This window comes from Rouxiella chamberiensis, assembly GCF_026967475.1.
Taxonomy (GTDB): Bacteria; Pseudomonadota; Gammaproteobacteria; order Enterobacterales; family Enterobacteriaceae; genus Rouxiella; species Rouxiella chamberiensis.
Genome location: NZ_CP114058.1, coordinates 2541606 through 2564436 on the forward strand (window position 1 = coordinate 2541606; position 22831 = coordinate 2564436).

General features: G+C 55.1%; 15 protein-coding genes, 6 pseudogenes and 1 riboswitch. Of the genes and pseudogenes, 4 read left to right on the forward strand and 17 right to left on the reverse strand.

Features of this window, described 5'->3' with window-relative positions; all coding sequences use genetic code 11:
* Position 1: 1 nt before the first annotated feature.
* The 3 genes from pbpG to O1V66_RS11810 all read right to left on the reverse strand — a co-directional run bounded on the left by pbpG (position 2) and on the right by O1V66_RS11810 (position 3015).
* On the reverse strand, positions 2–1048 hold the full coding sequence (gene pbpG / locus O1V66_RS11800) for a D-alanyl-D-alanine endopeptidase (RefSeq protein ID WP_269127523.1): 1047 nt from the start codon (positions 1046–1048) through the stop codon (positions 2–4).
* A 231-nt stretch (positions 1049–1279) separates the two neighbouring features.
* A complete protein-coding gene (locus O1V66_RS11805) occupies positions 1280–1969 on the reverse strand; it encodes a tannase/feruloyl esterase family alpha/beta hydrolase (protein WP_269127524.1) in 690 nt (229 codons plus the stop codon).
* Positions 1912–3015, reverse strand: coding sequence for a tannase/feruloyl esterase family alpha/beta hydrolase (locus tag O1V66_RS11810; RefSeq protein ID WP_269127525.1), 1104 nt, complete (start codon positions 3013–3015; stop codon positions 1912–1914). Before O1V66_RS11810 ends, O1V66_RS11805 begins: the two co-directional genes overlap by 58 nt.
* 356 nt (positions 3016–3371) lie before the next feature.
* Between O1V66_RS11810 and O1V66_RS11815 the strand changes: the two are divergent.
* Positions 3372–5658: pseudogene (locus tag O1V66_RS11815) on the forward strand (TonB-dependent siderophore receptor).
* A gap of 43 nt (positions 5659–5701) precedes the next feature.
* Here the strand turns inward: O1V66_RS11815 and dusC are convergent.
* Together dusC and rhlE are read right to left on the reverse strand one after the other, a co-directional pair.
* On the reverse strand, positions 5702–6634 hold the full coding sequence (dusC, locus tag O1V66_RS11820) for a tRNA dihydrouridine(16) synthase DusC (RefSeq protein WP_045046255.1): 933 nt from the start codon (positions 6632–6634) through the stop codon (positions 5702–5704).
* Positions 6635–6798: 164 nt separating this feature from the next.
* Positions 6799–8192, reverse strand: a pseudogene (rhlE, locus tag O1V66_RS11825) (ATP-dependent RNA helicase RhlE).
* A gap of 277 nt (positions 8193–8469) precedes the next feature.
* Between rhlE and O1V66_RS11830 the strand changes: the two are divergent.
* Entirely contained in the window at positions 8470–9672 is a 1203-nt protein-coding gene (locus tag O1V66_RS11830; protein WP_045046253.1) for a multidrug efflux MFS transporter, read from the forward strand.
* A gap of 61 nt (positions 9673–9733) precedes the next feature.
* On the opposite strand, the gene O1V66_RS11835 is transcribed toward O1V66_RS11830, so the two are convergent.
* From O1V66_RS11835 to moaA, 6 genes and pseudogenes are all read right to left on the reverse strand, one after another.
* The gene (locus O1V66_RS11835) at positions 9734–10444 is read right to left on the reverse strand and encodes a Bax inhibitor-1/YccA family protein (protein WP_045046252.1); all 711 of its coding nucleotides are present in this window, start codon (positions 10442–10444) and stop codon (positions 9734–9736) included.
* A 157-nt stretch (positions 10445–10601) separates the two neighbouring features.
* Positions 10602–11066 carry a molybdopterin synthase catalytic subunit MoaE gene (gene moaE / locus O1V66_RS11840; protein WP_045046251.1) on the reverse strand — a complete coding sequence of 155 codons (465 nt, stop codon included), beginning with the start codon at positions 11064–11066 and terminating at the stop codon, positions 10602–10604.
* 3 nt (positions 11067–11069) lie between these two features.
* Entirely contained in the window at positions 11070–11315 is a 246-nt protein-coding gene (gene moaD / locus O1V66_RS11845; RefSeq protein ID WP_045046250.1) for a molybdopterin synthase sulfur carrier subunit, read from the reverse strand.
* Positions 11312–11790: pseudogene (gene moaC, locus O1V66_RS11850) on the reverse strand (cyclic pyranopterin monophosphate synthase MoaC). Before moaC ends, moaD begins: the two are co-directional and overlap by 4 nt.
* A gap of 7 nt (positions 11791–11797) precedes the next feature.
* Positions 11798–12311, reverse strand: a pseudogene (gene moaB, locus O1V66_RS11855) (molybdenum cofactor biosynthesis protein B).
* 14 nt (positions 12312–12325) lie between these two features.
* Positions 12326–13312 (reverse strand): GTP 3',8-cyclase MoaA, encoded by a 987-nt coding sequence (moaA, locus tag O1V66_RS11860; protein WP_072045035.1) that lies wholly within the window; start codon positions 13310–13312, stop codon positions 12326–12328.
* A riboswitch (molybdenum cofactor riboswitch) is annotated at positions 13305–13475 on the reverse strand. It overlaps the preceding gene by 8 nt.
* Positions 13476–13760: 285 nt before the next feature.
* Here moaA and yvcK point away from each other — a divergent pair.
* Positions 13761–14669: a uridine diphosphate-N-acetylglucosamine-binding protein YvcK gene (gene yvcK / locus O1V66_RS11865; protein ID WP_045046246.1), complete on the forward strand. Its 909-nt coding sequence runs from the start codon at positions 13761–13763 to the stop codon at positions 14667–14669.
* Between the two features lie 7 nt (positions 14670–14676).
* Here yvcK and O1V66_RS21900 read toward each other — a convergent pair whose 3' ends face one another.
* Positions 14677–15072: a VF530 family protein gene (locus O1V66_RS21900; RefSeq protein WP_045046245.1), complete on the reverse strand. Its 396-nt coding sequence runs from the start codon at positions 15070–15072 to the stop codon at positions 14677–14679.
* A 117-nt stretch (positions 15073–15189) separates the two neighbouring features.
* Positions 15190–17196, reverse strand: coding sequence for an excinuclease ABC subunit UvrB (uvrB, locus tag O1V66_RS11875; RefSeq protein WP_045046244.1), 2007 nt, complete (start codon positions 17194–17196; stop codon positions 15190–15192).
* A gap of 1107 nt (positions 17197–18303) precedes the next feature.
* Here uvrB and O1V66_RS11880 point away from each other — a divergent pair.
* The gene (locus O1V66_RS11880; RefSeq protein ID WP_045046243.1) at positions 18304–19014 is read left to right on the forward strand and encodes an ABC transporter ATP-binding protein; all 711 of its coding nucleotides are present in this window, start codon (positions 18304–18306) and stop codon (positions 19012–19014) included.
* On the opposite strand, the gene bioD is transcribed toward O1V66_RS11880, so the two are convergent.
* From bioD to bioB, 4 genes and pseudogenes are all read right to left on the reverse strand, one after another.
* Positions 19004–19714: a dethiobiotin synthase gene (bioD, locus tag O1V66_RS11885; RefSeq protein WP_241481352.1), complete on the reverse strand. Its 711-nt coding sequence runs from the start codon at positions 19712–19714 to the stop codon at positions 19004–19006. The two genes, O1V66_RS11880 and bioD, sit on opposite strands and share 11 nt — an antisense overlap.
* Before the next feature lies 1 nt (position 19715).
* Positions 19716–20499: pseudogene (bioC, locus tag O1V66_RS11890) on the reverse strand (malonyl-ACP O-methyltransferase BioC).
* A complete protein-coding gene (gene bioF / locus O1V66_RS11895) occupies positions 20471–21634 on the reverse strand; it encodes an 8-amino-7-oxononanoate synthase (RefSeq protein WP_045046241.1) in 1164 nt (387 codons plus the stop codon). The pseudogene bioC and the gene bioF overlap by 29 nt, the downstream one beginning before the upstream one ends.
* A 60-nt stretch (positions 21635–21694) precedes the next feature.
* Positions 21695–22733: pseudogene (gene bioB, locus O1V66_RS11900) on the reverse strand (biotin synthase BioB).
* Positions 22734–22831 lie beyond the last annotated feature (98 nt).

Sequence of the window (22831 nt, forward strand, 5' to 3'; positions counted from 1 at the left end):
GCTATCGTCCCGCGGTGTCGGGAGCAAACTTATTCGCAACAAAGCCCGCCCGGCATCGAGATGTGCCGGGCGGGCTTTTTAATGGCAGCCTGTATTGGATGGCCTTTAATCTGCGGCTTGTTCCACCGTAGGTTTCGGTGCGCTGCTGATCTTTCTCCTTGCGATAGACCTTGGCGATTTGCGGCACCGGCACACTCTTGCCTGTTTCCATCCAGGTACGCAAACGCGAGGCGTCGGCAAAGGCGGTAAACTTGCCGAAAGCATCCAGAACCACCAGCGTCACAGGTTTACCGTTGATGATGGTGCGCATCGCCAGACAATGCCCCGCCTCATCCGTATAACCCGTTTTGGTAAGCTGAATACTCCACTTGTTATTCATGATCAGATGGTTGGTGTTTCTAAACGGCAACGCATAGGCAGGATGACTGAAAACGGCGGTTTTTTCCTGCGTGGTGCTGAGTTCGCCCATCAAGGGATACATGCGCGTGGCCATCAGTAAACGGGTCAAATCGCGGGCCGTCGAAACGTTATTCAATGACAGGCCGGTCGGCTCGACATAACGCGTGTGAGTCATGCCAAGTGCTCGGGCCTTGGCATTCATGGCGCGAATAAACGCATCATAGCCGCCCGGATAGTGCGCCGCCAGACTGGCCGCCGCGCGGTTTTCGGAAGACATCAGCGCCAGCTGAATCATCTGGCGACGTGTGATTTCGCTGTTGACCTTGACGCGGGAAAACACGCCGCGCATCTCTTTGGTGTTATGGATATCTACCGAGATCACTTCATCGAGCGGTTGTTTGGCGTCGAGCGTGACCATCGCGGTCATGAGTTTTGTCAGGGAGGCAATCGGCCTGACCTGATCGGGATCGCGCGAATAAATCACTTCGTGGCTGTTTAGGTCAACCACCATGGCGCTGCCGGAAGCGATTTGAACGAGAGGAGCAACAGCCGGTGGAGTCCTGCTATTTGCCAGGGCATCTACGGGCATCATCATGCTTGCATTCAGGGCTAAAAAGCTCAGTACCAAAAGACGGATTTTCACATGCATTGCTCTGTATCTAAAAAGGTTGTTGTTAATGGAGCGACGGAGACTGCCGGCGAATTATAAGGGAGGTGCGTGTTCTGCGCACCCAGATTTACTTTGGGCATTTGTGACAAAGTCTGTCACGACGGCAGATGTGCTGGGGGATTGCCGGTAAGTGAACACTTTCAACACAGAAGAAGATTAAGGAAACGGCGAACCGAAACGGCCTGTTCATGCAGGCCGTTTGTCATCGAGTTAATTGATGAAGGGGTAAGCGTTAAACAGTTTTTCACCGAGCCACGGATAACTTGCCGGTATCACCGCCTGTCGTTTTCGCAGATAACTGGCGGCAGCGTTGACGTCGCCCTTTCCGCTGTATACCGCGTAATCAGGATAGGGGAAAAGCGGACGCGACGCGGCACCCTGCGGAATCGTCACCAGCCTCATATCTCCCTGTAGCGGTTTGCTGGTTAATTTCTTTTGCACTGTCACCGCCTGATAACTGATGAGGCTATCCGGTGCCACGCCCTGCTCGACCCAATTTAGCATCGGCGTCAGAAAATCCACCAGACTGGGCCCCTCGCCCAATGAACAGTGATAAACCGCAGGCATCATGTAAAGACGCTCGAACTTTTGCCGGGTTTCAAGCCCCATGCTTTGCGCCATGGCCTGATGATAAGCCAGGGTGTTGAGGGGCGAAATACTTGGATCTGCCCAGCCGTGCCACAGAATCAGCTTGCCACCGGCGGCGTAGAACGCCCGCAGATCAGAGTTGGTGGCATCATAGAGAGGATGCAGTTTCTCGAGATCGGTGAGGGTTTGCTGGGTAAATGTCATCTCTTTCAGAGTATACGTCGACGGCGGATTCTTTTCGTAGTTGAGATATTTCAACGTGGAGAGCGCCACGCCCTGACTGTAATTGAGATCTCCGGCCTTTTTCGGCACGAATATTCCGGACCATGCCAATTCAGAACCGGGCATCGGCCCCCCACGGCGAGCCGCTGACCGGTTTTAACGTCTCTCGGCCCATCGTAAATTTTGCGCAGCGCACCGATTTGGGCATCCGTTAAACAGTTTTGCCCCGCTTCGCTGTCTTCCGTTATCTTGTTGCAGCTCAGCACCGACGGATCAAAATGGCAGTTTTGAGGGTCAGCCAGCAAGCCATCGACCTGTCCGTCTCTCGCATCGCACTGCGCCAGCACCGCCTGATGAATCAGCGGCAACTGGCGCGAAGTGATAATGGCATTGCCGTTGGCGTCGGTGTTGGACTGAGCCTGCCAGCCGTGATAAATCGCCTTCTGTACCTGAAAATTCATGGCGGGCGCACCCGCAATAATGCCGTTGAACTCGGTGGGATAGCGCTGCGCCTCGGCCAATCCCTCGCGCCCGCCGTCCGAACATCCGCTGAAATAGGAAAATCTGGCGCTGCGGCCATAGAAGGTGTTGATCAGCAATTTGGTGGCGACAGCGGTCAAGTGAACGCCGCGATAGGCAAAGTCGCGCCGTTTTTGGGGATTATTGCCGAAATCGGCCTCGCCGGTTTTATGTCCCATGTCGGTTGCGGCAATGACGAAACCGCTGGTTTCCAGGGGCGCACAACCCGCCGCGCCGTCGAGTTGCAGCTGGATTTGTCCACACAGGCCGCCACAGCCAACCTGTAGAAAGCGCTGCGTCCAGCTGTTAAGCGGCAGCAGAACGGTAAAATTGATGCTGGGTTTAAGCATGCCTTTGACTTCGCAAAAGATGTCGCCCTTGGCGACTTCTCTCACCGAGGCTACTTTGCTGCCCGCGCCGCCAATGGCCGAAAGGTCGACATCTGCCAGATCCGAACAATCGGTCACGGGCAGCACCACACCAAGCGGAGGCGCTACGGCGGCCTGCGTGCTACCGGTCGGCAGACACAGGCATACCGCCGCAACAAGCAGAATAAGGAACAGGCCATATTTATGGAGCGTGAAATCCCTGGGGAAAGCGTTATGGGCGATAGTCACCGATCGTCTCTGAGTTAGGCTGCATTTAATCTTATTACAATAAAAATCACCGAAGCGGTAATACCATTAATGCATATTTCATCTCACTGTCGCATTTTGCGTCGCCTGTAACCGTTTCTTCTTATTTATTTCCGTCACGGCTCGCAATAAAAATCCTCACAACACATCCAGACATACTTCCTTACTTAAACCTTACCTATTCGGGGAGGTAAAAGCGCAAAACTCTACAGACATTTGCATTGATAACGAGAATCGTTATTGATAGCATTCTCACGCGCATTAATTCACCTTTTATAAAAAGTTTTTAGGTTACACAGCCACACTTCTTATCAGCTACGGAATGGTCCAGCAACACTATGAAAAATATTCTGTTCTATACCAAGGTCACGCTGTTTTCCGTGACCTCGTTCAGCCTGCTGCTTCCCGCGTTTTCTCAGGCCGACACCGCCACTCCTGTTAAAGATTCCGATACAAAAACCGCCGCCAAGACTAAAAAACAGCCAGAAAAAGAGAGCGGCGATACGCTGACCGTTACTGCCCAGCAGCAGACGCTACAGGCACCGGGCGTGTCCGTCATCGACGAATCGCAAATCAAGAAACACCCACCCGCGCGTGACCTTTCCGAAATTATTCGTACCATGCCGGGCGTTAACCTGACCGGTAACTCCACCAGCGGTCAGCGCGGCAACAACCGTCAGATAGACATTCGCGGTATGGGACCGGAAAACACCATGGTGCTGGTCGACGGCATGCCGGTCAGCAGCAAGAATGCCGTGCGCTACGGCTGGCGCGGCGAGCGTGACAGCCGCGGCGATACCAACTGGGTTCCGCCGGAGATGGTGCAAAGCATCCAGGTTATCCGTGGACCTGCTGCGGCACGCTACGGCAGCGGTGCCGCAGGTGGTGTTATCAACATCATCACCAAACCGACCACGCAGGACCTGCACGGCGCATTCAACACCTACTACGATGTGCCGGAGCATAAAAGCGAAGGCGCGACCCATCGTTACAACGCCAGCCTTTCAGGCGGCATTACTGACAACCTGACTTTCAAACTTTACGGTGGCTGGAGCAAAACCCAGGCCGATGCCGAGTTTATCAATCAGGGTCATGAAGCCGAGCGCACCGGTGCCTATGCAGGCACTGTACCTGCAGGGCGCGAAGGGGTTAAAAACAAAGATATTACCGGCGTGTTGCGCTGGGAATTCATGCCGATGCAGTCACTCGAACTGACCGCAGGCTTTAGCCGTCAGGGCAACCTGTATGCGGGCGATACCCAGAACACCAACAGCAATGCGCTGGTGACGGCAAACTACGGCAAAGAAACCAACGTGCTGTACCGTCAAACGCTGAGCCTGAAACATACCGGCGCGTGGGACAACGGCGTCTCCACCACCAACTACATTCAGTACGAGCGCACCCGCAACAAGCGTCTGAACGAAGGGTTGGCAGGCGGCACCGAAGGGATTTTCAGCCCGACCAATCTGGGTTATTCCACGATTGATCTCAGTGATGTCAATGCACACACTGAAGTCAACATTCCACTGGATTTCTACTTCCAGCAGACGGCGACCTTCGGGGCCGAGTGGAATCACCAGACCATGAAAGATCCTATCTCCGACACGCAGACCGCCCAGGGCGGTGCCGTTGAAGGGATCACCAGCACGGGCCGCAGCCCTTACGCTTCCGCCGATATCTACTCGCTGTTCACCGAAGACAATATCGACGTTACGGATAGCACCACCGTGACACCGGGGCTGCGTTTCGACTACCAGACCATTTCCGGTAAAAACTTCAGCCCCTCCCTGAACCTTTCGCAGGAGCTGGGCAGCGACTTTACGTTGAAAATGGGTATCGCCCGCGCCTACAAAGCGCCGAAACCTGTACCAGACCAACCCCAACTATCTGCTGTACAGCAACGGTCAGGGCTGCTACGCCAGCGCCGGTGCGTGCTATCTGCAAGGTAATTCCGACCTCAAGGCGGAAACCAGCGTCAACAAAGAGATTGGCATCGAATATCATCACAACGATGTTCAGGCCGGTCTGACCTACTATCGCAACGACTACCACAACAAGATTGAAGCGGGTTACGCGCCGGTCTACAACAACGGCACCTCCGACATCTACAAGTGGGAAAACGTTCCGAAAGCCGTGGTTCAGGGCCTTGAAGGCACGCTCAACTTCCCGATCAGTGAATCTGTGTTCATGCACAACAATTTCACTTACAACATCGAGAATGTGAACAAGACCACCAACGACTATCTGTCCGTTATCCCGAAATTCACCATCAACTCGTCGCTGGACTGGCAGGTGCGTGAAGACTGGTCTGTAAGCGGCACCATGACCTGGTACGGCAAGCAGAAACCGAAGAAGTACAACTATAAAGGCGCCGATGCTACCGGCTCCGAAACCTGGGTGGTCAGCCCCTACGCGCTGTTTGGCTTAAGCTCAACCTACAACGTCAACAAATATGTCGACGTGACTGTTGGCATCGACAACCTGCTGGACAAGCGCCATTACCGTGAAGGCAATGCGCAGACCACCGGCAACGCGACGACCGGTGCCTATCTTTACGGTGCAGGAGCCAACACTTACAACGAATCGGGCCGCACGTTCTATCTGTCTCTGAACACGCATTTCTAATCGTTGCTGCATTAAAAAAGCCACCTCTTGCAGGTGGCTTTTTTTATAGCGCTTGAATGGCCAGCGCGATGTCTTTTGAGGTATTGAGGGTACGCACCTGTGTAAACACCTCGGTCGCTTCGTCATACTCTTTTCGCAAATACCCCAGCCACTGCTTGATACGCGCCACGTGATACAACCCGGTATCGCCCTGCTTTTCCAGATAGGTGTATTTCTGCAGGAGAGTTATCACGTCCGGCCACGGCATCTTTGCTTCATTATATTTCACCACGCGGCTCAGGTTGGGCACATTCAGCGCGCCACGGCCAATCATTACCGCGTCGCATCCCGTCACCTGCATACAGCGCTGCGCGCTGGCATAATCCCAGATTTCTCCGTTGGCGATAACCGGAATGCTCAACCGCCGACGAATCTCGCCAATGGCCTGCCAGTTGATGCGCTCGGCTTTATAGCCATCTTCCTTGGTGCGGCCGTGCACCGTGAGTTCCGTCGCGCCCGCCTGCTGAACGGCATCGGCGATTTCCAGACTGTGTGCCAGCGAATCCCACCCCAGTCGCACCTTTACCGTGACCGGCAGATGCGCAGGCACGGCCTCACGCATTGCTTTTGCCCCATGATAGATAAGTTCGGGGTCTTTGAGCAGTGTCGCGCCCCCGCCGCTGCCGTTGACCGTTTTCGACGGACAGCCACAGTTCAGATCAACGCCGCAAGAGCCGAGTTCCACCGCCCGGGCCGCGTTTTCACCCAGCCACTGCGGATATTGCCCCAGCAACTGTATGCGAACCAGAGTGCCCGAGGGCGTGCGGCTTTCGTTAAGCAGTTCAGGGCAGAGACGGTGGAAGGATTTAACCGGCAGCAGTTGATCGACCACACGCAGAAACTCCGTGATACACAGGTCGTAATCATTCACTTCGCTGAGAAGCTCGCGCACCAGAGGATCCAGTACGCCCTCCATCGGAGCCAGTAATACTCGCATAGCCGTTCTACCCTTGAAAAAGACGCGCAATGATACGGGCAGACCCCGAGTCTTGGCAATGGTTGCTTGTGGTCGACGCCGACCGCGCGGTGGTTTGCGCCACGCCGTATCGAATTGCAGGCAAAAAAGCCCTCCGAAGAGGGCTTGACGGCACGCCTGGGTGATTACTCGCCCGAAGGCTTGCGGCTGCGACCGGCAGACGCGCCTGCGCCTGAACGACGCTGACCCGCATGCGCGGCGCTGCCACGGCTTGGACGCGCCGGACGGCTTTCGCCGGAACCGTTGCTGCCGTTGCCGCTGCGCTGACCGTTGCCACCCTGACGAGGCGCGCCGGAACGTTGACCGCCGCCTCCTTGACGTGGTGCACCGCGACCGCCGCTGCCCTGACGTCCGTTGACGATAGGCTCGGCCTTGATGGACGGGTCCGGTTCATAGCCCGGCAGCGCGATGCGTGGGATTTCACGCTTCAGCAGACGCTCGATATCGCGCAGCAGTTTATGTTCGTCGACGCAGACCAGCGAGATAGCTTCACCGGTAGACTCGGCACGACCGGTACGACCGATGCGGTGCACGTAGTCTTCCGGAACGTTCGGCAGCTCGTAGTTGACCACATGTGGCAGCTGGTCGATGTCCAGACCACGCGCCGCGATGTCGGTTGCAACCAGCACGCGAATGCCGCCGTCCTTGAAATCGGCCAGTGCACGGGTACGAGCGCCCTGGCTCTTGTTGCCGTGAATGGCGGCCGCAGTGATGCCGTCTTTGTTCAGCAGTTCGGCGAGGTGGTTGGCGCCATGCTTGGTGCGGGTAAATACCAGCACCTGCTGCCAGTTACCGGTGCCAATCATCTGCGACAGCAGCTCTCTTTACGACGTTTGTCGACAAAGTGAACGCTCTGCTCGATTTGCGTGGAGGCGGTGTTGCGACGCGCCACTTCAACGGAAGTCGGGTTGGTCAACAGCTTGTTCGCCAAACCTTTAATCTCGTCGGAGAAGGTCGCGGAGAACAGCAGGTTCTGACGCTTGGCAGGCAGCTTCGACAGCACGCGGCGGATGTCATGAATGAAGCCCATGTCCAGCATGCGGTCGGCTTCGTCCAGAACCAGAATTTCTACCTGCGACAAATCAACCGCTCTCTGGTGTTCCAGATCCAGCAGGCGACCCGGTGTTGCCACCAGAATATCGACGCCGCCGCGCAGTTTCATCATCTGAGGATTGATGCTCACGCCGCCGAACACCACCAGCGAGCGCAGGCTCAGGTGTTTGCTGTAGGCAGTCACGTTTTCACCGATCTGAGCCGCCAGCTCGCGGGTGGGGGTCAGGATCAGCGCACGGACCGGGCGACGACCTTTAATCGGCGTAGCTGACTGGCTAAGCAGTTGCAAAACAGGCAGGGTAAAACCAGCGGTCTTACCGGTACCGGTTTGCGCGCTGGCCATCAAGTCACGGCCTTGCAGCACAACAGGAATAGCCTGCTGCTGGATAGGCGTAGGTGAATTATAGCCCTGCTCTTCAACAGCACGCAGAATGTCGGCACTCAGGCCGAGAGAATCAAATGACATATAGGGAAAAACTCCAATCCACTCTAACCCGAACAGGTTCGGTGCAGTTTCAAGAGGGGATGATCAGACGAGGCAAATGAGGCATTACCACGAGGATTCGGCACAAACTGCAGTGCGCCAGTTGGAAGGATTCTAACAGATAACGAGACCCAGCGCGCATTTATATGATTCAAGCTGTAAAAGAAGCCGTTCCCACTTTTTGTGATCCTCTCCCGGCGTTAGCTTGCTATGCTTGCGAAGGTTAACTATTTCATCTTAAAGGCAACGCCGAAAAATAATGGAAACCTGGAAACTCAATTTAATTTCCGTCTGGCTTGGCTGTTTCTTTACCGGTCTGGCGATGAGCGAAATTCTTCCCTTCCTGCCGCTGTATGTCGAACAACTCGGCGTGCATGACCATGAGGCGCTAAGCATCTGGTCAGGGCTGGTATTTAGCGGCACGTTTCTGGTCTCGGCCTGCGTTGCGCCACTCTGGGGAAGCCTGGCCGACCGCAAGGGGCGCAAACTGATGCTGCTGCGCGCGGCACTCGGCATGGCTATCGTCATGGTGTTGCAGGGATTTGCACAAAATGTCTGGCAGCTGTTTATCTTTCGTACCCTGATGGGCCTGACCTCCGGCTATATTCCGAATGCGATGGCGCTGGTTGCCTCGCAGGTGCCGCGAGACAAGAGCGGATGGGCGCTGGGAACCTTGTCGACCGGTCAGGTGTCCGGCGTGATTATCGGTCCCTTGCTGGGTGGTTTCATGGCTGACCATCTCGGACTGCGGATGGTGTTTTTCGTCACCGCCGGCCTGCTGTTTATCAGTTTTCTTATCACCCTGTTTCTTATCAAAGAGCGCGTGGTGCCCGTCACCAAGGCCAATCGACTCAGCGGCAAAGCGGTCTTTACCACCCTTCCCTATCCAATGTTGATGGTCAGCCTGTTTGTCACCACCATGATAATCCAGTTGGCCAACGGCTCGATAAGCCCGATTCTGACCCTGTTTATTCGCAACCTTTCCGATAACACCCACAATATCGCCTTTGTGAGCGGCGTCATCGCGGCGGTGCCCGGCATTTCGGCGCTGCTTGCCGCTCCCAGACTCGGCAAGCTGGGCGACCATATCGGCGCTCATCGGGTACTTATCGCCGCGCTGGTATTCTGTTTCGTTTTATTCTGCCTGATGGCGACGATCACCACGCCCGTACAGCTCGGAGTTTTGCGTTTTCTGCTGGGCTTCGGCGATGGCGCGCTAATGCCCGCCGTGCAGGCGCTGCTGGTAAAATACAGCAGCGATCAGGTCACCGGCCGCATCTTCGGTTATAACCAGACGTTTATGTATCTCGGCAACGTTATTGGCCCGCTGATTGGATCCGGTGTGTCGGCAGCGCTGGGTTTTCGCTGGGTGTTTCTGGTGACTGCACTGATTGTGCTGCTCAATGCCGCGCAAATCTGGTGGAGCTTTCGAAAAATACCGACTCGCGTGCGAATAAAATAGGCTGTGTGGACATAAAAAAGGGAGCAGGCTTTCGCCGCTCCCTTTTTTATTGAACGCGTCGTTATCTTCTGTTGCCGAAGATACGCAGCAACATCAGGAACAGGTTGATAAAGTCGAGATACAGCGTCAACGCGCCAACGATAGAATATTTGCGGAAGTTCTCTTTATCATTAACAGACAACTGCTCGCCCATATTCTTCAGCTTTTGCGTGTCATACGCTGTCAGGCCCACAAACACCACCACACCGATGTAGGAAATTGCCTGCATCAGCGCCGGGCTTTTCAGCCAGAAATTAACCAGCGACGCCAGCACAATCCCGATAAGCGCCATAAACAGCAGACTGCCGATGCCACTTAAATCGCGTTTGGTGACATAGCCGTAAACACTCATCGCGCCGAACATACCGCCTGCGACCACGAAGGTGCTGGCGATGGAAGCGCCGGTATACACAATGAAGATGCTCGAAAGGGTGAGCCCGGTCAGCGCCGAATAGAGCATGAAAAGCCCTGTCGCGACCGCTCCGCTCAGGCGGTTAACCATGCCTGAAATGACAAAGACCAGTGCGAGCTGGAGAATTATCAAACCGAAAAAGGTTATCTGGCTCGAGAAGATAAAACCGAGGATGGCAGGTGAACGCGATGCATACCAGGCGACAAACGCCGTGAGCAGCAAACCACAGGTCATCCAGCCGTAAACCTGCGCCATATAGGCCTGAATACCGCTGTTTGCGCGTTCAACTATCGAACCATTGGGACGTGGATATCGATCCATGATGCTTACCTCTTGCAGGGAGGAAAAAATACAAGGCTGAATTGCAGCCTACCGGTAATCTAAGCCTACCACAAAAATTCACGACTGCGCGCCACAGCATTAAGGACGACAAATAAGTGATTCGGGCGAACGAGAGAAGCCAACGCCGCCATAGCGTTCAGGACGACGAGGACCAGCGGGAGGCGGCGGTGTGGTCGGTATCTCGCGACTCAACCCAGCGATCGCCGTGCTCCGTGGCCTCGCGTTTCCAGAACGGCGCACGGGTTTTCAGGTAGTCCATGATAAATTCCGTGGCGTCGAACGCCATGCCCCTGTGCGCGCTGGTAACGCCGACGAACACGATTTCATCGCCCGGATAGAGCGCGCCGATGCGGTGATACACCGATACCCGCTGCAAGGGCCATCGTTGACGCGCGTCGTCCACGATGTCGGCCAGGGCTTTTTCAGTCATGCCGGGATAATGTTCGAGCGTCAGCGCGCTGACATTGTCGCCCAGATTATGATTGCGTACTTTGCCGGTGAAGGTGACGACCGCGCCGTCTGCCTCAGACTGCGCCAGCCATTGATACTCGTCGCCGACGCTAAAAGGTGCCGCATCGACCACAATTCGCGTTGCCTGCATGGATTATCCTCCGGTGACCGGTGGGAAAAAGGCCACTTCGTCGCCGTCCTGAACGGGATGTGTCGTCTCGACGAGTGTCTGATTGACCGCCACCAGCAGGTTGCCTGCTTCGAGCGCCAAAGCCCAGCGGTCACCGCGCAGCGCCAGCGACTGGCGCAGAGTTTCAACGGTGGAAAAATCGGCGGGCAACGCGAGAGTGTCAGTGCCGACCAACTCACGAACCTGAGCAAAAAACAGCACCTTGATCATTCGCCCGCCTTGAAGTCACCAGACTTGCCGCCGCTTTTTCGAGCAGGCGAATCGGCCCCAGCACCATATCTTTCTGCACGGCCTTGCACATGTCATAGATGGTCAGCGCGGCTACCGACGCGGCGGTCAGCGCTTCCATCTCGACGCCCGTCTTGCCGCTCAGGCGGCACAGGCTTTCGATACGCACGCGGTCGAACTCCGGCTGGGCCTCGAGTCTGACTTCCACCTTGGTCAGCAACAGCGGATGACATAGCGGGATAAGATCCCAAGTCTTTTTCGCGGCCTGAATACCGGCAATGCGCGCGGTGGCGAACACGTCGCCCTTGTGGTGCGAGCCGTCGACTATCATCGCAAGCGTGCTGGCCGCCATGCTGACAAAGGCTTCGGCGCGGGCTTCACGCACCGTTTCGGCTTTACCGGAGACATCGACCATATGGGCTTCGCCCGCGGCATTGATATGCGTCAGAGTAGACATGGTTATTTTATTTTCTTACGTGAGGAATAAAGTTACACGGACGATTACGGGCATCAAGCTGGGAAGAGATTATCTGTTCCCACGCCAGTTTGCAGGCATTGGTCGAACCGGGCACGGCAAAGATGACCGTCTGGTTTGCCATGCCGCCTATCGCGCGTGACTGAATAGTGGCCGTGCCGATATCTTCAAACGACACCATGCGAAACAGCTCGCCAAAGCCTTCGATTTCGCGATCAAACAAGGGTTTCAGCGCTTCGGGCGTATTGTCCCCCGCCGTAAAACCGGTGCCGCCGTTGACGATAATGGCGCCAATACGTTCGTCGGCAATCCACTGCGACACGACGGCGCGAATCTGGTACAGGTTGTCCTTGCAGACTTCGCGGGCCAGAAACGTAATGCCCCGCCTCTACCGCTGCATCGCGCAGATATTCACCCGAGGTGTCGTCTTCTTTGCTGCGGCGGTCGGAAACGGTCAAAAGGGCGAGGGAGATTGCCTGAAATTCACTGCTGGCTTTGCTCATAGTTTTTCCGTGCGTTAGCCGCCGATAAAGGAGAGGTTCTGCGTAATACCGGTATTGCCCTGATGCAGGAAATGGGTCTGCTTCTTGCGCCCCAATCCGCCCTGAATACGGTCCATCAGCGCATCCTGCTGGAGATCGTCACCCAGCAGATCGCGCAGCGGAATACCCTGCTCGCCAAAGAGGCACAGGTGCAGATTACCAAGCGCCGAAACGCGCAGACGATTACAGGTTGCACAGAAATCTTTCTCGTAGGGCATGATAAGGCCGATTTCGCCAATGTAGTCAGGATGGGTAAACACCTGCGCCGGACCGTCGCTGCGGCTGCGGCCCTGTAAAACCCAGCCCTGCTGGATCAGCTGGTCGCGAATAACCTGCCCCGAAACGTGATGCTTGCGGAACAACTCGCCGCCATCGCCGGTTTCCATCAGCTCGATAAACCGCAGCTGAATAGGCCGGTCTTTGATCCAGTTCAGGAAGGTCGACAAGCTTGCGTGGTTAACGTCGCGCATCAGCACGGCGTTCACTTTCACCTTGGCAAACCCGGCCTCGAATGCGGCATCGATGCCGTTCATGACTTCACGGAATTTATCCTGTCCGGTAATGGCGTGAAACTGGCGGGCGTCAAGGCTGTCGACGCTGACGTTGATAGCGGTAAGGCCGGCATCGCGCCAGTTTTTAACATCACGCGCCATGCGATAACCGTTGGTAGTCACCGCCAGATGGCGAATCTGTTCGTTTTCCCGCACGGCGGCAATGATGTCATTGAAATCGCGACGCAGCGAAGGCTCTCCGCCGGTCAGGCGCACCTTTTCAGTGCCGAGATGGGCAAAAGCGCGGCTGACTCGACGGATTTCATCAAGCGAAAGAAAGCTTTTGTTGTTGTGACCCTGAGGCTTGTAGCCATCAGGCAGGCAATATGTGCAACGAAAATTGCACACGTCAGTAATCGATAGGCGCAGGTAATAGAACTTGCGCGCAAATGCGTCAGTGAGTTGTTGCACCTTGTTAACACCTTTCCAAATACGGGAAGATGCGGGCATTTCTACCCTGCACCCTGGCGAAGACCGAAAACGGCTTCACGGCCAAGGCACCGTATTGTCCGGTCGGCGACGAGATTCGCAGAGGCGGCAACTTAGGTACCAGGGCTAGGAGTTCAATCCCTGCGATAAAGCCCACAGGAACGCGGTTGAAAAGTATTGTAGCGCCGTAAAAACCTGATAGCCAACAAGGTTCTTCGCTATGTAATTGGTTATACAGCGTTTTTTATTGCCAATAAAATCAAAAAGCGCTGTGAAATCAATCGACTTGTCTCATTCAGGCTAACTTGCATGATTGATAACAACTTTGCGGAAAATTAGGTAAAATTGTTTCAGAAAATTATTTTCAGCACAGTCTCCCAATGCCAACGCCGCCGCAGGGTTTAGCACGTCGGGAGCGCAAAGAGGAAGTATGAGAAATCGGGCATTGGCGGATTTAGACCGCGTAGTCGCGTTGGGTGGCGGTCACGGATTGGGACGCGTGATGTCGTCGCTGTCGTCGTTGGGATCACGGCTGACCGGCATCGTCACCACCACAGACAACGGCGGCTCGACGGGCAGAATCCGTCGTTCGGTCGGCGGTATCGCCTGGGGTGACATGCGCAACTGCCTTAATCAGTTGATTACGGAACCCAGCGTCGCCTCCGCGATGTTCGAATATCGCTTTAGCGGCAGCGGCGAACTTGACGGACACAATCTGGGCAACCTGATTTTGCGCGCGTTAGACAGTCTGAGCGTGCGTCCGCTTGAGGCAATGAATCTGGTGCGCAGACTGCTCAAGGTCGATGCCGAGCTTATCCCGATGTCGGAAGACCCTGTCGATCTCGCAGCCATCGATGCCAACGGCAACGCCATTCATGGCGAGGTCAACGTTGACCAGCTTACTCAGGTCCCGCGCCGGTTGCTGCTTGAGCCGAAGGTCAGCGCCACCCGCGAGGCACTCGACGCCATCGCCGAAGCCGATTTGATTGTCATCGGGCCGGGCAGCTTCTTTACCAGCCTGATGCCGCTTCTGCTGCTTGAAGAGCTTGCCACCGAACTGCGCCGCAGTCGGGCGCATATCGTGTATATCAGCAATCTCGGCAAAGAACTCAGCGTTGCCGCGGCCTCGCTGAATTTGCAGGACAAGCTGAACATGATTGAAAAACAGATTGGCCGTGCGGCGATTGACGCCGCCATCGTCGGGCCGGGCATTCCACTCGGAGAAGCCAGTAGCCGCCTGATTATTCAGCGCCCGCTTGAAGCCCTCGACGTGCCTTATCGCCACGATCGCGAGTTGCTGCGCCAAGCGCTGGAAGAAGCGTTGCAGCGTATGGGATAAGGCCGGTTCAGGCCTTGTCGGGATGGTTTTTCTTCACCAGTGGGTGATTGTTCCACGGGCTGTCAGCGGCCGGTTTCGCGCTGCTGACACGTTTGGCCGGTGCTGCCGACGTCGAACGTTTCGGGCCGTCACCACGCGCCTTTTTACTGCCCCCGTCTTGAGAGACCAGGTCAGGTTTTAGCAATCCTTCCAGATAATCAAGATACAGCGTCTCGACCTCTTTGCGTGCCCAGGGCGTGCGGCGAAGAAACTTGAGGCTGGATTTGATGCTCGGATCGCTCTTAAAACAGTTGATATTCACCTGCCCCGCCAGCGCCAGCCAACCAAAATTCTCCACCAATTCGGTCAGCAGTTTTTCAAGCGTAACGCCGTGTAAAGGATCTTTCGGTTTGATATCGGTCATTCGCTGTCATCGCTCAATTTTTCAAGGGCGCAGATTCTAGCACAGTCATGGATGCCCTGTACCCTTGCCTGATATTTAGAGGGTGGCCAGTAAGGCCACCGCCTGGACAGCCTGGGATCAAGACACTGCGATGAACTGCTCGCGAAGCGCATGAAGCTCGTCTCGCGTGTTCGCGGCCGCTTCGAACTCCAGATTCTGGGCATGCTGGTACATGAGTGCTTCCAGCTCGCGGATCCGCTGTTCCAGCGCTTTCGGGGTAAGCGCCTTGACGGTAGACGCCGCCTGAGCATCGCGCAGCTCTTTGTTTTTCTTGAACTTCGGCTGACCCAGTTGAAGAATATCGCCGATTTTCTTGTTCAAGCCCTGTGGGGTAATGCCTTTCTCGAGGTTGTAGGCTTCCTGCTTGGCGCGACGACGTTCCGTCTCTTCGATGGCGCGGGCCATCGATTTGGTAATCTTGTCGCCATACAGAATCGCCTTGCCGTTGAGGTTACGCGCCGCACGACCAATGGTCTGAATCAGAGAACGTTCGGAACGCAGGAAACCCTCTTTATCGGCGTCGAGAATCGCCACCAGCGAGACTTCCGGCATATCCAACCCTTCTCGCAACAGGTTTATCCCGACCAACACGTCAAATTCGCCGAGACGTAAATCGCGAATGATTTCAACACGTTCAACGGTGTCGATATCGGAGTGCAGATAACGGACTTTTTCGCCGTGCTCTTCGAGATATTCGGTCAAGTCTTCGGCCATTCGTTTGGTCAGGGTGGTGACCAGCACACGTTCGTTAATGGCAACGCGCTTGCGGATTTCAGACAACAGATCGTCAACCTGAGTCCCGACGGGACGCACTTCAATCAAGGGGTCAAGCAGTCCGGTCGGCCTGACAACCTGCTCGACGACATCCCCGCCGGATTTCTCCGTTTCATAGTTGCCGGGCGTAGCAGAAACATAAATGCTCTGCGGCGCCAGCGCTTCAAACTCTTCAAAACGCAGCGGACGGTTATCCAGCGCCGACGGCAGACGGAAACCGTATTCAACCAGGGTCTCTTTACGCGAACGGTCGCCTTTGTACATGCCGCCAATTTGCGGAATGGTAACGTGGGACTCGTCGACAATCAGCAGCCCGTCAGGCGGCAGGTAGTCAAACAGGGTTGGCGGTGGTGCGCCCTCGCCGCGACCGGACAGGTAGCGCGAGTAGTTCTCGATGCCCGAGCAGTAACCCAGCTCGTTCATCATTTCGAGATCAAACTGCGTGCGCTGGCTGATGCGTTGCTCTTCCAGCAGCTTGTTGTTCGACAACAGATTTTTACGGCGATCCGCCAGTTCGTCTTTGATCTCTTCCATCGCCTGCACAATGCGCTCGCGCGGCGTAACATAGTGGGTTTTGGGATAAATGGTAAAACGCGGCACTTCCTGCGAGATTTGCCCGGTTAACGGGTCGAACAGCGACAGACGCTCGACCTCTTCGTCAAACAGCTCGATACGCAGGGCGAGATCGTCCGACTCCGCCGGGAAAACGTCGATGACTTCGCCACGCACGCGGAATGTACTGCGCTGGAATGCCTGATCGTTACGTGCATATTGCAGCTCGGCCAGACGCCGCAGGATCGAGCGTTGATCGATGATCATGCCCTTGGTCAGGTGCAGCATCATCTTGAGATAGAGATCCGGGTCGCCCAGACCATAGATGGCCGACACCGAGGCCACCACGATGACGTCGCGACGTTCAAGCAGGGCCTTGGTCGCGGAAAGACGCATCTGCTCGATATGTTCGTTTACCGAAGCATCTTTCTCGATAAAGGTGTCGGAGCTTGGCACGTAGGCTTCGGGCTGATAGTAATCGTAATAAGAGACAAAATATTCCACCGCGTTTTCAGGGAAGAACTCTTTCATTTCGCCATACAACTGCGCTGCCAACGTCTTGTTGGGTGCCAGCACCATCGTTGGCCGATTGAGATCGGCAATAACGTTGGCGACGGTGAAAGTCTTGCCCGAACCGGTTACACCCAGCAAAGTCTGATGCGCCAGGCCGTTTTCCAGCCCTTCTTCCAGACGACGGATTGCCTCGGGCTGATCGCCCGACGGTTTGAATTCAGAATGTAGTTTGAATACTTTGCTCATTGCGGGCTACCTGAGATGAGAACGTGCGAGACGGAGAGGAAGTCTGTAACACCTCCCCTTCTTGTCAAAAGGATCACTACAAAGTGTAGATCATATATTATACTGGATAAATACACAGGTTAAAAGGGAGTTTGTCTTAAGAGGGCATCCGCGGCGAAATCAGGTGCATCGTGGGGCATGCAGCCTTTTGAAATTCCCTATAAAGGATCCCTTATCCCCAGATGACGACTTGTGCAAACTTTTTCAATACCTATTGACGAAAATTTACACAGCGAACTCGCGTAAACATTCATGCTATTGATTTTAATTAACACATTGAAAAATAGGAATTTCCTTAAAAAGCCGACAATCCGGCCAAACTAAGCTCAACCCGCGCCCAGACTAGCCTACAGCAACTTTTCTCTGTCTCATACACAAGGTTATCCACAGGAATGGTGGATAAGTCTCAGCGCGCCGCTTGGGGCCTGCATTGACAAAATTAGACAATCTGAAAATCCTGCCAAATCTGTCGTTTTTTTAGTTATTTTTTTACACTTTTATGACTATATATATTCAGATTTGACCTAGATAAAGGCCCTGTTTTCATTTGCAAAATCTGGATCCTCGTCTTTATCGTTCTTTTCGCCTCTTTGCGGTTTTTAGCTTGCACCAAAACCTTGAGGGGTGGCACTGGCAAAGTGCACCTTGTTAACAATGGCTGGCGCAAAAACATTACTCGTGATAATGCGTCAAGGCATTTCATACCCGCCATAACCCTATTTTACCGCGATAAATCCCCTTTCAGAGTTATCGGTCAAGAGTTGGCCCGAGAGTTGCACTATCAGTTCACAACGCCACCTTTACAAATTTTGTGCTGAGTGACGTCAAACCAACAATATTTCCACTTTTTGGTAACTGTGAAGGCTTTTAAGGCAAATAAACGTCAGTTTAAGCCGTTTAGCACTACGGGATAGCCGTTTTTCGCCCGTTAATGCTGATAGGTTTGGTGCTAAAAACCGAACTTTATTCTGTGTTAACAGGCTGTCGGCATCGTAAAAATGTCAGAAACAGGACAGGAGTCGTCGAATGTTGTGTTCAGCGGAGCGCGTAATAAGTGAGGAACAACTGATGCTAAGCGTAAAAGCAGTTAACCAGTACTATGGACAAAATCATACTCTGTGGGACATTAATCTCGAGCTGTATCGAGGGCAATGCAACTGTCTGATTGGCCGAAACGGCGTGGGTAAAACCACCTTGATCAACTGCATCATGGGCCATTTGCCCGTGAAAAGCGGCACCATGATCTGGCAGTCTGCCAATCAGGCGCCGCAAAACCTGCTGGTGATGCCCGTGGAAACGCGCTCGCAGATGGGCATTGGCTACGTGCCGCAGGGAAGACAGATCTTTTCGCAGATGAGCGTCGATGAAAACCTGCAAATTGCCATGATGGCCGGACGCAACAAAACCCGCCGCGTGCCTTTACAGGTTTACGATCTTTTTCCGTCGTTGAAAGAGCTGGGCTCTCGCAAGGCCGGGGAGCTGGATGAAAGCCAGCAACAGCAACTGGCCATCAGCCGCGCGCTGGTGCAGGAACCCGAACTGTTGATCCTGGACGAACCGACCGAGCACACAAGCGAAGCGATGGAAGCCAATATGGGCAATATTATTCACCGCCTTAACCGCGATCTGGGCCTGACGCTGTTGCTGGTAGGGCATAAACTGCCGTTTATTCGCAGCGTTGCCGACCGTTTCTGCCTGCTGGACGGCGGCCGTAACGTCGCGCAGGGTACACTGGCGCAGCTTGATGACAATCTGGTAAAAACCTATCTCACGGTTTAATGGCAGAGTTCAGCAAAGGATCCAGCGACAAATAATGGCCATGCCGGGAGAATTGAACGTCTTGAAGGAACGGGATCTCGCCCAATAGCGGCGCAGGCAGCATACGTTTCAGCGTAGCGAGATAAGCCTGATGATGCTTCCCCGTCTCCTCGACGTCATTGGCTATCCAGCCTGCCAGCGTCAAACCGCTCTGCAAAATGGCCTGGGCCGTCAATACCGCATGGTTGATGCAGCCTAAACGCATACCCACGACCAAAATTACCGGCAAACGCTCGGCAATCACCCAATCGGCAAAAGTCTGTGTTGCGTTAAGCGGGGTAAACCAGCCGCCCGCGCCTTCGACAACGACCCAGTCTGCCAAAGGCTCCAGCTCGCGCAAACCTTGCGACAAGACGGAAAATTCAATAGGACGCCCTTCCAGCTCGCTGACAATGTGCGGCGATGTCGGCTCGATAAAAGTACAGGGATTCACCTGTTCATAGCGCAGTTCGCCCGAACTGTTGGCCTGTAAAGCCAGCGCATCGCTATTTCGCGGCCCGTCGGCCGTCATGTCGCTGCCGGATGCCACCGGCTTATAGCCCGCAACGCGAAGGCCTGCGGATTTCGCTGCCTGCAAAAAGGCGCAGGTCGCGACCGTTTTCCCGACTTCGGTATCCGTGCCGGTAATAAACCAGCGGCGGTTGTTGATTAAAGTGCTCACGTTACTCTTCTTCGCAATAAATAAGGCCGTATACCAGCCGATAAGTCAAAGGTAGCTGGCCATCCTGACGCGCATAATGCTGGTCGACCTTTGCCAGTCTTTCACGTCCGCCCAATCCGCCCAGACGCCCGCCTTTTATGTGCGTCGCGCCAATACCCTTCAATGAACGCATCAGGCTCATGACATCGGGAAACAGCGTTGTGTGCTGACTGAATTCGACGTGATGCGTGTAAGGCGCACAGGCTTCGGCAATTTTATCGGGTGTCAGGAATTTGTTGACGTGCGGACGACCGTCAACCTTCATCCAGGCCTGCGATAATTCAAGCAGCGAGTTTTCGGCAAGCGTCGAAAACAGCACAATGCCGCCTGGGCGCGTTACGCGGACTAACTCCTGCAAAGCTCGCGGCAAGGCGTTGCACCATTGCACAGCCAGATTGCTGAAACTGACGTCTACAGAGTGGTCGGCCAGCGGAAGGCGTTCGATGTCACCAGGCAGATAGATATCCGCAGAGTTCAGCGAACCGGGCATGCGCCAGCATGCCTTCCGAGAGATCCAGCGCGGTAACGGATTTACCGGCCTCACGCCAGCGACGACTGAAATAACCCGTGCCGCACCCGGCATCCAGCACCTTCCGGCCCGGATTGACACCCTGCGCAGCCGCGAGGGCCATCAGCGTCTCGCCGGTCTGGCGTTGCAGGTCGGCTGCGCCTTCATAACTCTGGGCCGCGCGACTAAAGGCATCGGCGACCGCTTTTTTATTTACTAATTCGGTAACTGCACCCATTCAGGGACTCCAGCAAAATATCAATATCTTCGGGCTCATGGGCAGCCGTCAGGGTCAGACGCAGACGCGCACTGCCCGGCGCAACGGTCGGCGGGCGTATCGCACTTACCCACAGTTGCTGGTCTCGCAGGCGCTGCGCCAGATCCAGCGCCGCCTGATTCTCGCCGACGATGACCGGCTGAATGGCGCCGGACGAGGCGGTAAGCCCCAATCCGAGCTGCCCGGCACCCGTTCTGAAACGGGCAACGTTGGCCGCCAGTTTATCACGCAGGTCATCACCTTGCTGAATACATGTCAGTGCGGCCTGAAGTGCGCAAACTTGTGCTGCGGGCATCGCGGTGCTGTAAATCAGGTGACGCGCGAATTGCAGCAGGTAGTCGGCGGTGGCGTCATCACACAATACGGCAGCGCCGCTGCAACCAAACGCCTTGCCGAAAGTCAGGACCAGCAGTTCGGGTTTGATGCCCTGCTGCCAGCAGCTGCCGCGCCCCTGCTCGCCCACCACACCCACACCGTGCGCATCATCGACCATCAACCAGCTGCCGTATTCGCGGGCCAGCGTTTGCAGTTCGCGAAGCGGTGCTGCATCGCCGTCCATGCTGAACACCCCTTCCGTCACCACCAGTGTTTCCCCGACCGCAGGCTTTTCAAGCAACCGGGACAGCGCCTGCGGCTGATTGTGGGCAAATCGCCGCAGCTGGGCTGGCGAGTGCATTGCCGCTTCCAGCAGTGAAGCATGGCTCAGTTTGTCGGCCAGAACGCGATCCTCGGCCTGCATCATGGCTGCAAGCACCGCCTGATTGGCAGCGAAACCGGAGATAAACAGCAATGCTCGCGGATACCCCTGCCACTGCGCAAGTTGCTGTTCGAATTGCTGATGCAGCGTCGAAAAGCCGGTGACATGACCTGAACCGCCGCTCCCGACACCATAACGGGTTGCCCCTTGCTGCCATGCTGCGACAAGCGCCGGATGCTGCGAGAGTCCGAGGTAGTCGTTGCCCGAAAAATTCAGATAGCGACGGCCACCCTGTTGCAGCCAGCGGCCGTTGCCGCCCGCATTTGGCAATCGGACCCTGAATGCGCGGGCAGCGTGGCGTTCCTCAACGGCCTGACCCATGCGGCTGTGCCAGCTCATTTTTTGCCAACCCGATATGCTTTTAACCGAAGCGATAGTGCAAACATCCCGCTGCCGTTATTACACCGCCGCATTGTAGAAACTGCTCGGTATCGGCATGTATCAGCTGTGAATTCAGCGCCTGCTGCTGCTCTTCATCCCCCATTTCAGTAGCGAAGTTCTGCGGATTCAGTCCAAGCTTGCCAAAGAGAATCAAGTCTTTGTCTTCTGCCGGATTCGGCGTGGTCAGCAACTTGCAGCCGTAGAAAATCGAATTGGCTCCCGCCATAAAACACATGGCCTGCGTTTGCTCGCTCATCTGTTCGCGACCCGCCGAAAGACGTACATACGAGCGCGGCATCATGATGCGAGCCACGGCAATGGTGCGGATAAAATCGAACGGATCGACATCATCGTTATCGGCCATCGGCGTCCCTTTGACCTTGACCAGCATGTTGATCGGCACGCTTTCGGGCGGCACAGGCAGATTAGCAAGCTGCATCAGCAGACCTGCGCGGTCTTTTACCGATTCCCCCAACCCGACAATACCGCCGGAACAAACCTTGATGCCCGCGCCGCGCACTTCCTGAAGCGTATCAAGACGTTCCTGATAGCTTCGGGTCGTGATCACGCTGCCGTAAAACTCGGGAGACGTGTCGAGATTGTGGTTGTAGAAATCCAGCCCTGCCGTCGCCAACCGCTGCGCCTGCGTGGTATTCAAGGTGCCCAGCGTCATGCAGGTTTCCATGCCCAGTTCTTTCACACCCTGCACCATCTGCTCGAGATACGGCATGTCGCGGTCATGCGGATTTTTCCATGCAGCGCCCATGCAAAAGCGCGTCGAGCCTGCGGCCTTGGCCTGACGTGCCGATTCCAGCACCTGCTCGACCTGCATTAATCGTTCGGATTCCAGCCCAGTCTTGTAGCGCGAGCTTTGCGGACAATATTTGCAGTCTTCCGGGCAGGCACCCGTTTTAATCGACAGCAAGGTACTGACCTGCACCTGCCGCGGATCGAAATGCTGACGATGAATTTGCTGTGCCTCGAACATCAGTTCAAGAAACGGTTTTTCGAATAACGCTTTAGTTTGCTCATAAGTCCAACGGGTGCGGGCTGTCATAAGACATCTCCAAAAGTAATGATATACCGTCAACCATTTTTGATTTATTTTAGTTTACGGTCAACGTAATATTTTATTTTTGGTTTACATCTATTTTA